Source organism: Streptomyces rapamycinicus NRRL 5491, from assembly GCF_024298965.1.
In the GTDB taxonomy this organism is placed as follows: Bacteria; Actinomycetota; Actinomycetes; order Streptomycetales; family Streptomycetaceae; genus Streptomyces; species Streptomyces rapamycinicus.
Genome location: NZ_CP085193.1, coordinates 5264690 through 5277566, shown reverse-complemented (window position 1 = coordinate 5277566; position 12877 = coordinate 5264690). Strand labels below are relative to the sequence as shown.

1 protein-coding gene is annotated in these 12877 nt (G+C 70.6%); it reads left to right on the top strand.

The annotated features are described in order from the left end of the window. Positions 1-40 precede the first annotated feature (40 nt). Positions 41-12835 (top strand): type I polyketide synthase, encoded by a 12795-nt coding sequence (locus tag LIV37_RS21830; RefSeq protein WP_425507101.1) that lies wholly within the window; start codon positions 41-43, stop codon positions 12833-12835. The last annotated feature ends 42 nt before the right edge of the window (positions 12836-12877 follow it).

The window sequence follows — 12877 nt, the reverse complement described above, 5'->3', positions numbered from 1 at the left end:
GATGTCGAACGAGCAGAAGCTTCGGGACTATCTGAAGCGGGTGACCACCGATCTGCACCAGGTCAGGCAGCGCCTGCACGAGGTGGAGTCCAGGGAGCAGGAGCCGATCGCCATCGTCGCCATGGCCTGCCGGTTCCCCGGCGGGGTCCGGTCACCGGAGGACCTGTGGCGGCTGGTGGCCGAGGAACGGGACGGGATCGGTCCCTTCCCGGAGGGCCGCGGCTGGGACGCCGACGCGCTCTTCGACCCCGACCCGGAGCGGCACGGGACGTCGTACATCCGCGACGGCGGCTTCCTCTACGACGCGGACCTGTTCGACGCCGGTCTGTTCAACATCAGCCCGCGTGAGGCGTTGGCGATGGATCCGCAGCAGCGGCTGCTGCTGGAGACCGCCTGGGAGACCTTCGAGCGGGCGGGCATCGCCGCCGAGTCGCTGCGGGGCAGCCCCACGGGGGTGTTCGCGGGCGTCATGTACCACGACTACGCGGCCCGGCTGCACGCCATACCCGAGGGCCTCGAAGGGTTCCTCGGCAACGGCAGCTCCGGCAGTGTGGCCTCCGGACGACTCGCCTACACCTTCGGCCTCGAAGGCCCGGCGGTCACCCTCGACACGGCGTGCTCCTCGTCCCTGGTGGCCCTGCACCTGGCCTGTGAGGCGCTGCGCCGAGGGGACTGCGAGCTGGCGCTCGCGGGCGGGGTCACGGTGATGTCCACGCCCGGTGCGTTCGTCGAGTTCAGCAGGTTGCGGGGGCTGGCACGCGACGGCCGCTGCAAGTCGTTCGCCGCCGCGGCCGACGGCACCGGCTGGTCGGAAGGGGCCGGGCTGCTGCTCGTGGAGCGGCTGTCCGACGCCCGGCGCAACGGGCACCCCGTGGTGGCCGTCGTACGGGGCTCGGCGCTGAACCAGGACGGTGCCAGCAATGGCCTCACCGCCCCCAACGGCCCCTCGCAGCAGCGCCTGATCCTGCGGGCGCTGGCCGACGCCGGGCTCTCCACCGAACATGTCGACGCCGTGGACGCCCACGGCACGGGAACCCCGCTGGGCGACCCCATCGAGGCGCAGGCGCTGTTGGCCACCTACGGCCGGGACCGGGAGCGGGAGCGGCCGCTGTGGCTGGGGTCGTTGAAGTCGAACATCGGGCACACGCAGGCGGCCGCGGGGGTCGGTGGCGTCATCAAGATGGTCATGGCGATGCGCCACGGGGTGCTGCCGAAGACGCTGCACGTGGACGAGCCGACGCCGCATGTGGACTGGTCATCGGGTGGGGTGTCGCTGCTGACGGAGGCCCGGGAGTGGCCGGAGACGGGCGACCGTCCGCGCCGGGCCGGGGTCTCGTCCTTCGGCATCAGCGGGACCAACGCCCATGTCATCCTCGAGCAGTCGCCGGAGCCGGCCGAGGAGCAGCCCGCGGCCAGCGGCGAACCGGCCCCCGCCGCCCTGCCCTGGGTGATCTCCGGCGGGAGCGCCGACGCCCTGCGTGAGCAGGCCGCCCGGCTGGCGTCGTTCCTCGACGAGGAGGACGGGGCCGCCGCCGCTCCCGCCGGGGCCGTTGACCTCGCCTACTCGCTCGCCACCTCCCGCAGCGCCCTCGGCCACCGCGCCGTGCTGTTCGGGCGCGAGGCGGGCGACATCCGGGAAGCCCTGCGGGTGTTGGCGTCCGGTGGGGGTGTGGCTGGTGTGGTGTCCGGTGGTGTGGTGGGTGTGGGGAAGTCGGTGGTGGTGTTTCCGGGGCAGGGGTCGCAGTGGGTGGGGATGGCGGTGGAGTTGTTGGGGGTTTCTCCGGTGTTTGCGGGGCGGATGGCGGAGTGTGAGCGGGCTTTGTCGGTGTATGTGGATTGGTCGTTGGTGGGGGTGTTGGAGGACGGGTCTGCGTTGGGGCGGGTGGATGTGGTGCAGCCGGTGTTGTGGGCGGTGATGGTGTCGTTGGGGGCGTTGTGGGGATCCTTTGGTGTGGTGCCGGGTGCGGTGGTGGGGCATTCGCAGGGGGAGATTGCGGCGGCGTGTGTGGCGGGTGCGTTGTCGTTGGAGGACGGGGCGCGTGTGGTGGCTTTGCGGAGTCGGGCGTTGAGGGTGTTGGCGGGTGGTGGGGGCATGGTGTCGGTGGGGGTTTCGGTTGATGAGGTTGGTGTGCTGTTGGAGCGGTGGGGTGGCCGGGTGGGGGTGGCGGCTGTCAATGGGCCTTCGTCGGTTGTGGTGTCGGGTGATGGGGAGGCGTTGGATGAGTTTGTTGGGGTGTGTGGGGTGGAGGGGGTGCGGGCGCGGCGGGTTGAGGTGGATTACGCGTCGCATTCGGTGGGTGTGGAGGTGTTGCGGGAGCGGTTGTTGGAGGAGTTGGGCGGGATTGCTCCGGTGCGGTCCCGGGTGCCGTTCTTCTCCACGGTGACGGGTGACTGGATCGACACCGAGCAGCTGGATGCGGAGTACTGGTATCGGAATCTGCGGGAGACGGTGCGTTTCGCGACCGCGACCGAGGTGTTGTTGGCGCAGGGTTTCGATGTGTTTATTGAGGCCAGTGCGCATCCGGTGCTCGCGGTCGGGGTGCAGGAGAGCATTGACGCGGCGGGTGCGGAGGCTGTGGTTTTGGGGTCGCTGCGTCGTGACGAGGGCGGGTTGGACCGGTTTTTGCGGTCTGTGGGGGAGGCGTATGTCCATGGTGTGGCGGTGGACTGGTCCTCGTTGTTCGGGGGTGCGCGGCGGGTCGAGTTGCCGACGTATGCCTTCCAGCGGCAGCGCTACTGGCTCGACGCCCCCGAACTGTCGGGCGACGCCGGGACCTTCGGCCTCGGCGGGGCCGGGCATCCGATGCTGGGCGCGGTGATGGCGATGCCCGGCGAGGACTCCGTGGTCTTCACGGGACGCCTGTCGCCGCGCTCGCACCCGTGGCTGGCCGACCACGTCGTCATGGGCCGCGTACTGCTGCCGGGCACGGCCTTCGTCGAGTTGGCCATGCACGCCGGTGACGAGGTGGGCTGCACCCGACTCGACGAACTGACCCTCGAAGCCCCCCTGGTCTTTCCGGAGCAGGGCGGCGTTCTCCTCAGCCTGACCGTGGCCGAGCCGGACGAGAACGGACGCCGTCACCTCGCCGTCTATTCGCGAGCGGAAGACACGGGGGACAGCGGAGCCGATGAGCCCTGGACCCGTCACGCGAGCGGTGTGCTGGCCCCTGACGTCGCCACAGGCGCGTACGAGCTCACCCCCTGGCCGCCCGAGGGCGCCACGCCGGTCGATCTCGACGGCCTCTACAGCGGGCTGTCCGATCACGGCCTGACCTACGGCCCCGTCTTCCAGGGCCTTCACACGGCGTGGCGGCGCGGCGAGGAGGTCTTCGCCGAGGTCCGGCTGGCGGACGGGAACGGCGCCGACGCGACCGGGTTCGGCCTGCATCCCGCCCTGTTCGACGCGGCCCTGCACACGGCGGCCCTCGCGGACACCACGGCGGGCTCCGCGCAGGTGCGCCTTCCGTTCTCCTGGAGCGGTGTCGAACTGCACGCCGTGGGCGCGTCCGCACTCCGCGTCCGGCTCTCGCCGAGCGGCCCCGACGAGATGTCCCTCCTGGCGGCCGACAGCACTGGCGCGCCGGTGGCCTCGGTGGAGTCCCTCACGTTGCGGGCGGTCCCGGCGGACGCCCTCGGCGGCGGCCACCCGGCCGTCGAGGACTCCCTCTTCCGCGTCGACTGGACCCCGCTGCCGACGGCCGACTCACCGGCCGGCGATTACCTCACCGTCGGCTTTCCGGAGCGAGCCGACGAGGACTTCCCCTCGCTGAGCGCCCTGTCCGACGCGATCGCCGCCGGATCGGCCCCCACCCCCGAAGTGGTGCTGGCCCGGTGCGACGGCGGAAGCCCGTATGAGGCCACTTCCCGCGCTCTCGCCCTGCTCCAGACCTGGCTCGCGGATCCGAACTTCGCCGCCTCCCGGCTGGCCCTCGTGACGCGGGGTGGCGTGACCGTCGACGAGCGGCGCTCCGTGGACGACCTGGGAGCGGCCGCCGTCTGGGGCCTGGTCCGGTCCGCCCAGTCGGAGACCCCGGGCCGCTTTCATCTCGTGGACGGGGACGCCCACATGGACGCTCACGTGGAGGCGGACCTGGACGCCCACGTGGACGCGGACCTGGACGTGAACGCGGACGCGGACGCGGACGCGGACGCCGGCGTGAACGCGGACGTCAACGCGCGTGCGGATCACTCCGCCGACCTCTGGCCCGCCCTCTCGGCCGCGCTCGCCACCGGCGAACCGCAGCTCGCCCTGCGGGCCGGAAAGGTGTGGGCGCCCCGGCTGGTCCGGGCGTCCTCGGACGGCACGCTGGCGCTGCCGGCGCACACGGAGGAGCAGGACGCCTGGCGGCTGGACGTCACCAGCAAGGGCACTTTGGACAATGTCGCTTTCGTCGACTCCGACGCCGCGGAGCGACCGTTGGAGCCCGGTCAGGTCCGGCTCGAGGTGCGCGCGGCCGGGCTCAACTTCCGGGATGTGCTGCTCACCCTCGGCATGGTCGACCAGGACGGTCTGGGCGGTGAGGCCGCCGGGTACGTCCTGGAGGTCGGCCCCGGGGTCGTCGGTTTCGCCCCCGGCGACCGGGTGTTCGGGATGTTCCCGGCGTCGATCGGGTCGGTGGCGGTGGCGGATCACCGGATGGTGGCGCGGATGCCGGAGGGGTGGTCGTTCGCGGAGGCGGCTTCTGTGCCGGTGGTGTTCTTGACCGCGTACTACGGGCTCATCGACCTGGCCGGGTTGGGGTCGGGTGAGTCGGTGTTGGTGCATGCGGCCGCTGGTGGGGTGGGGATGGCGGCGGTGCAGTTGGCCCGGCATGTGGGTGCGGAGGTGTGGGCGACGGCGAGCCCGGTGAAGTGGGGTGTGCTGCGGGAGATGGGGCTGGATGCGGAGCGCATCGCTTCGTCGCGGGACCTGGGTTTCGAGGAGCGGTTCCTTGCGGCTACGGGGGGCCGGGGTGTGGATGTGGTGCTGAACTCGCTTGCGGGCGAGTACGTGGACGCGTCGCTCCGGCTGCAACCGCGCGGCGGCCGGTTCCTCGAGATGGGCAAGACCGACAAGCGGGATCCTGGCGAGGTGGCCGACCGGCATCCAGGCGTCACGTATCGCGTCTACGACATTCAGGAAGCCGGTCCGGAGCGGATCGGGGAGATGCTGTCCGAGCTGATGTCCCTGTTCCGGGAGGGCGTATTGCGGCCACTTCCGGTGACGGCGTGGGACGTACGCCAGGCCGTGGACGCGCTGCGTTTCATGAGTCAGGCGCGGCATGTGGGCAAGGTGGTGCTGACGGTTCCGGTGCCGCTGGATGGTCAGGGCACGGTCCTGATCACAGGCGGCACGGGCGTCCTGGGTGCGTTGGTGGCGCGGCATTTGGTGGAGGCGCGTGGTGTGCGTCGTTTGGTGCTGACCAGTCGGCGGGGTATGGCGGCTGAAGGCGCGGAGGAGTTGTGTGCCGAGTTGTCGGCTCTGGGGGCTGAGGTGTCGGTGGTGGCGTGTGACGTCGCCGACCGCGATGCGCTGGCGGAGGTCATCGCGCACATAGGGGACCTGTCGGGGGTGGTGCATGCGGCGGGTGTCCTGGATGACGCGGTGGTGGAATCCCTGACGCCCGAGCGGGTGGAGACGGTGTTGCGCCCGAAGGTGGACGCGGCGTGGCATCTGCATGAGCTGACCCGCGATGTGGATCTGTCGGCGTTTGTGCTGTTCTCCTCGGCGTCCGGGACCTTGGGTGGTCCTGGTCAGGCGAACTACGCGGCGGCGAACAGTTATCTGGACGCGCTCGCCCAGCACCGCCGGGCCCAGGGCCTGCCCGCCCAGTCCCTCGCCTGGGGTCTGTGGCAGGAGGCCAGCGGCATGACCGCGCACCTCGACGACGCCGACATCAGCCGGATGACGCGCGCCGGGATGGCTCCTCTGGCCACAGAGGACGCCCTGGACCTGTTCGAGGCCGCGCTGGCTCGAGGACACGCGGTGCTGCTCCCCCTCCACCTCGACGTGGCCGCGCTCCGCAGGGCAGGTGCGCTACCCGCGCTGTTCCAGGGGCTGGTGCGCAGGCAGCCGTCCCGGCGCGTCGCCGCGTCCGGCGACGCCACCGGCGCGGGGGGCTCGGCGCTGCACCGCCGACTGGTCGCCGCGTCCGAACCCGAACGCCGGCGGATCCTGCTGGACCTGGTGCGCGCCGACGTGGCCGCCGTGCTCGGGCACGCCTCGCAGGAAGCGGTGGACGCGGCGAAGGCGTTCAAGGAGCTGGGCTTCGACTCGCTCACCGCCGTGGAACTCCGCAACCGGCTGAACGCCGCCACCGGACTGCGGCTGCCCGCCACTCTCGTCTTCGACCACCCCTCGCCGAACGCGCTGGCCCAGCACCTGCGTGCCGAGCTGCTCGGTGTGGAGGACGTCACCGAGGCCACGGCGGTGGCCGCCGCCGATGACGACCCCGTCGCGATCGTGGCGATGGCCTGCCGCCTCCCGGGCGATGTGGAGTCGCCCGAGGACCTGTGGCGGCTGGTGGCCGAGGGCCGTGACGGGATGACCACGTTCCCCACCGACCGGGGCTGGGACGTGGACGCGTTGTACCACCCGGATCCCGACCACCCCGGCACGTCGTACGTCCGCGAGGGCGGCTTCGTGAACGGCGTCGGCGACTTCGACGCGGAGTTCTTCGGGATCAGCCCACGTGAGGCGCTGGCCATGGACCCGCAGCAGCGGCTCCTGCTGGAGGCGTCGTGGGAGGCGCTGGAGCGGGCCGGGATCGATCCGTCCTCGCTGCGGGGCAGCCACACCGGGGTGTTCGTGGGGGTCAGCGGCCAGGAGTACGCGGCACTCGTCCAGCAGGCGGCGGAGAGCACCGAGGGCTATCTGCTGACCGGTACTTCGGCCAGTGTGGTGTCCGGGCGGGTGGCGTACACCTTCGGGCTGGAGGGCCCGGCGCTGACGGTGGACACGGCGTGCTCGTCGTCGCTGGTGGCGCTGCATCTGGCCGCCCAGGCGCTGCGGAAGGGCGAGTGCTCGATGGCGCTGGCGGGCGGGGTGGCGCTGATGGCCACCCCGGGCGCCTTCGTGGAGTTCAGCAGGCAGCGCGGGCTTGCGGCGGACGGCCGGTGCAAGGCGTTCGCAGCCGCCACGGACGGCACCGGCTGGGGCGAGGGTGTGGGTGTGTTGTTGGTGACGCGGTTGTCGGAGGCGCGGCGGCGTGGGCTTCGGGTGTTGGCGGTGGTGCGGGGTAGTGCGGTGAATCAGGATGGTGCGTCGAATGGTTTGACGGCGCCGAATGGTCCGTCGCAGCAGCGGGTGATCCGGCAGGCGTTGGTGGGTGCGGGGTTGTCGTCGGGTGATGTCGATGTGGTGGAGGGGCATGGGACGGGGACGACGCTGGGTGATCCGATCGAGGCGCAGGCGTTGTTGGCGACGTATGGGCAGGGGCGTGCGGTTGATCGGCCTCTGTGGTTGGGGTCGTTGAAGTCGAATATCGGGCATGCGCAGGCGGCGGCGGGTGTGGCGGGTGTGATCAAGATGGTGATGGCGATGCGGCACGGGGTACTGCCGCGCACGTTGCATGTGGATGAGCCGTCGCCGCATGTGGACTGGTCGTCGGGTGGGGTGTCGCTGTTGACGGAGGCCCGGGAGTGGCCGGAGGTGGACGGCCGTCCGCGCCGGGCCGGCATCTCCTCCTTCGGGGTCAGTGGGACCAATGCGCACGTGATCCTTGAGCAGGTCGTCGAGGCCGATGATGCCGGGGTCGTGGAGGGGCCGGGGGATCTGGCGGCGGATGGGCCGGTTGTCTGGCCGCTGTCGGCTCGGGGTGAACGGGCGCTGCGTGAGCAGGCGGGGCGTCTGGTGTCGTTCACGGAGGGCCGTACGGATCTGTGTCCGGCCGATGTGGGGCTGTCTCTCGCGGCGTCGCGGGCGGCGTTGCCGGATCGGGCGGTGGTGGTGGGGGATGGTGTCGGGGGGCTTCGTGCTGGTTTGGTGGCGTTGGCCGAGGGGGTTTCGGCTCCGGGGTTGGTTGCTGGTGGGGGTTCGGGTGTGGGGAAGTCGGTGGTGGTGTTTCCGGGGCAGGGGTCGCAGTGGGTGGGGATGGCGGTGGAGTTGTTGGGGGTTTCGTCGGTGTTTGCGGGGCGGATGGCGGAGTGTGAGCGGGCTTTGTCGGCGTATGTGGATTGGTCGTTGGCGGGGGTGTTGGAGGACGGGTCTGCGTTGGGGCGGGTGGATGTGGTGCAGCCGGTGTTGTGGGCGGTGATGGTGTCGTTGGGGGCGTTGTGGGAGTCCTTTGGTGTGGTGCCGGGTGCGGTGGTGGGGCATTCGCAGGGGGAGATTGCGGCGGCGTGTGTGGCGGGTGCGTTGTCGTTGGAGGACGGGGCGCGTGTGGTGGCTTTGCGGAGTCGGGCGTTGAGGGTGTTGGCGGGTGGTGGGGGCATGGTGTCAGTGGCGGTTTCCGCCGACGAGGTTGGTGTGCTGTTGGAGCGGTGGGATGGCCGGGTCGGTGTGGCGGCTGTCAATGGGCCGTCCTCGGTTGTGGTGTCGGGTGATGGGGAGGCGTTGGATGAGTTTGTTGGGGTGTGTGGGGTGGAGGGGGTGCGGGCGCGGCGGGTTGAGGTGGATTACGCGTCGCATTCGGTGGGTGTGGAGGTGTTGCGGGAGCGGTTGTTGGAGGAGTTGGGCGGGATTGCTCCGGTGCGGTCCCGGGTGCCGTTCTTCTCCACGGTGACGGGTGACTGGATCGACACCGAGCAGCTGGATGCGGAGTACTGGTATCGGAATCTGCGGGAGACGGTGCGTTTCGCGACCGCGACCAAGGCGCTCCTTGACGACGGTTTCGATGTGTTTATTGAGGCCAGTGCGCATCCGGTGCTCGCGGTCGGGGTGCAGGAGAGCATTGACGCGGCGGGTGCGGGGGCTGTGGTTTTGGGGTCGCTGCGTCGTGACGATGGCGGGTTGGACCGGTTTTTGCGGTCTGTGGGGGAGGCGTATGTCCATGGTGTGGCGGTGGACTGGTCCTCGTTGTTCGGGGGTGCGCGGCGGGTCGAGTTGCCGACGTATGCCTTTCAGCGGCGGCGTTATTGGCTTGATGTGCCGGTGGTGTCGGGTGATGTGTCGGCTGTGGGGTTGGGTGTGGTGGAGCATGGGTTGTTGGGGGCGGTGGTGCGGTCGCCTGATGGTGCTGGGGTGGTGCTGACGGGGCGGTTGTCGGTGGGGTCGCATTCGTGGCTGGCGGATCACGTGGTCATGGGCCGGGTGTTGCTGCCGGGTACGGCCTTTGTCGAGATGGCGATGCGTGCTGGGGACGAGGTCGGTTGTGACCGTCTGGACGAGTTGACCCTGGAGACCCCGCTGGTCATTCCGCAGGACGGTGCCACCCAGCTCCAGGTCACCGTGGCCGAGCCGGACGACAACGGCGTCCGGACGCTCACCGTCTACTCCCGAGCCGAGGACGCCCCGGACGATCAGCCGTGGCTGCGGCACGCCACCGGCCTCGTGAGTCGCGGCGCGGTCACACCCGAGGCCCAGAACGCCCCTTGGCCCCCGGCCGGGGCGGCTCCGGCGGATCTCGACGGTCTGTACGAGCGGTTCGCCGAAGCCGGGCTCGACTACGGACCTTCCTTCCGGGGCCTCTCGGCCGCCTGGCGGCAGGGCGCCGAGGTGCTGGCCGAAGTGCGGCTCCCGAGCGATGCCGACGCCGACGGGTTCGTGCTGCACCCCGCCCTGCTCGACGCCGCGTTGCACGCGATGAGCCTGACCGATCTCCCTCACCACCCCGGGCACGTCCTGCTCCCGTTCTCGTGGGAGGGGGTGACCCTCCACGCTGCCGGCGCTTCCGCACTGCGCGTCCGGATCACCCGCACGACGTCCGAAGGCGTGACGCTGACGGCCACCGACGACGCCGGGCAGCCGGTGATCTCGATCGACTCTCTGGTCCTCCGCTCCGTCTCCGCCGAGCAGCTGCGCATGGCGCAGACCATGACTAGCAACTCGCTGTTCCAGCTGGACTGGGTGGCGGCCCCGTCCGTGACCCCGTCCGTGGCGTCGTCCATGACGTCGCCCGGGTCCACCGACGGGTGGGCGACGCTGGACACGGGCGGAGCCGGTCCCGCTCCAGCGCTCCCCGCCCACCCGGACCTGATAGCGCTCGCCGACGCCATCGGCTCGGGCGCCGAGAGCCCGGAGGTGGTCGTCGCCCCCTTCCATACGGAGTCCGATGGCACCCCGGCCGCGATTCATGAGGCGGTCGGCCGGGCGCTGTCGATGGTGCAGGCGTGGCTTGCAGAGGAGCGTTTCGGCTCGTCCCGACTCCTGGTCGTGACCCGTGGGGCGATCGCCACCAGGGCGCACGAGGACGTCGAGGATCTCGCCGCCGCCGCCGTGTGGGCTCTGGTGCGTTCGGCACAGTCGGAGAACCCGGGCCGGTTCGTCCTGGCCGACATCGATGGCGGCGAGTCCTCATGGGCAGCGCTGGCCGCCGCCGTGCACACCGAGGAACCGCAAGTGGCCGTACGAGCCGGTGAGGTGTTCCTGCCCCGGCTGGCCCGGTGGGGCGGCGACGACACGCTGACTGTCCCGGCCGGTGAGCGGGCGTGGCGGCTGGAGGCGATGGAGAAGGGCACCTTGGACGGTCTGGCGCTGGTTCCCGGCCCAGAGGCCGTCGAGGAGTCGTTGGGGTCTGGTCAGGTGCGGGTCGGGGTGCGTGCGGCGGGGGTGAATTTCCGGGATGTGTTGTTGACGCTTGGGGTGGTGGGTCAGGAGGGGCTGGGCAGCGAGGGTGCGGGTGTGGTGCTCGAAGTGGGGCCTGATGTGGTGGGGCTGGGTGTGGGGGACCGGGTGTTCGGGTTGTTTCCGGGGTCGATTGGGTCGGTGGCGGTGGCGGATTGCCGGATGGTGGCGCGGATGCCGGAGGGGTGGTCGTTCGCGGAGGCGGCTTCTGTGCCGGTGGTGTTCTTGACCGCGTACTACGGGCTGGTGGATCTGGCTGGGTTGGGGTCGGGTGAGTCGGTGTTGGTGCATGCGGCTGCTGGTGGGGTGGGGATGGCGGCGGTGCAGTTGGCGCGGCATGTGGGTGCGGAGGTGTGGGCGACGGCGAGTCCGGTGAAGTGGGGTGTGCTGCGGGAGATGGGGCTGGATGCGGAGCGCATCGCTTCGTCGCGGGATTTGGAGTTCGGGGAGCGGTTCCTTGCGGCTACGGGGGGTCGGGGTGTGGATGTGGTGCTGAATTCGTTGGCGGGTGAGTTTGTGGATGTGTCGTTGGGGTTGTTGGCGGGGGGTGGTCGGTTTCTGGAGCTGGGGAAGACGGATGTGCGGGAGGGGGTGGCGGGGTATCGGGCGTTTGATCTGATTGAGGCGGGTCCGGAGCGGATCGGGGAGATGCTGTCCGAGCTGATGTCCCTGTTCCGGGAGGGTGTGCTGCGGCCGCTTCCGTTGACGGTGTGGGATGTGCGGCGGGCGCGTGAGGCGTTCCGTTTTATGGGTCAGGCGCGGCATGTGGGCAAGGTGGTGCTGACGGTTCCGGTGCCGCTGGATGGTCAGGGCACGGTCCTGATCACAGGCGGCACGGGCGTCCTGGGTGCGTTGGTGGCGCGGCATTTGGTGGAGGCGCGTGGTGTGCGTCGTTTGGTGCTGACCAGTCGGCGGGGTCTGGCGGCTGAGGGTGCGGAGGAGTTGTGTGCCGAGTTGTCGGCTCTGGGTGCTGAGGTGTCGGTGGTGGCGTGTGATGTGGCGGATCGTGAGGCGCTGGCGGAGGTCATCGCACGTATAGGGGATCTGTCGGGGGTGGTGCATGCGGCGGGTGTCCTGGATGACGCGGTGGTGGAATCCCTGACGCCTGAGCGGGTGGAGACGGTGTTGCGTCCGAAGGCGGACGCGGCGTGGCATCTGCATGAGCTGACCCGCGATGTGGATCTGTCGGCGTTCGTGCTGTTCTCCTCGGCGTCCGGGACCTTGGGTGGTCCTGGTCAGGCGAACTACGCGGCGGCGAACAGTTATCTGGACGCGCTCGCCCAGCACCGCCGGGCCCAGGGCCTGCCCGCCCAGTCCCTCGCCTGGGGCCTGTGGCAGGAGGCCAGCGGCATGACCGGACATCTGGACCGCACCGACCTCCGGCGGATGGGTGGCTCTGGGGTGAGCGGACTGTCCAACGACGAGGGCCTGGCCCTCTTCGACACCGCCCTGGCCGCCGAACGGGCACAGCTGTTCCCGATCCGCCTGAACACCTCCGAGTTGGCGGCGCGGGCGGATCTGCTGCCCCCGTTGCTGCGTGGCCTGACCCGGGGGCCCTCGCGGAAGACGCTCATGGGCGGCCAGGCGGCCGTCGACCGGTCCGCGCTGCCCCACCGGCTGGCCGGGCTGTCGGCGGGGGAACGGCACAGTGTGCTGATGGACTTGGTGCGTGACCAAGTGGCCGCCGTTCTCGGCCATGCCTCATCGGACACCGTCCAGGCCAACAGGGCGTTCAAGGACATCGGGTTCGACTCGCTCACCGCCGTCGAGCTGCGCAACCGGCTGAACGCCGCCACCGGGCTGCGGCTGCCCGCCGCCCTCGTCTTCGACCACCCGACCCCCGCCGCGCTGGTCCGCCACCTCCTGGCGGAGCTGGTGGCGGACACCGAGCCGCAGGACGATCCCGACGGGACGGAGGCCCGGGTCCGGCAGGCGCTGGCCGCCATCCCGATCACCCGCCTCCGGGACGCCGGGCTGATGGACGCCCTGCTGGAGCTCGCCGGACTGTACGAGGAACCCTCGGTGCCCGGTGACGGTGACGGTGGCGGAGGGGCCGAGGACAAGGACGGCCGGATCGACACCATGGACACCCAGAGTCTCATCGAACTCGCCCTGCAACAGTCCGAGTCCTGAAGGCGCTCGACCAGCGGAGACCGTGATGACCACACCGAACAA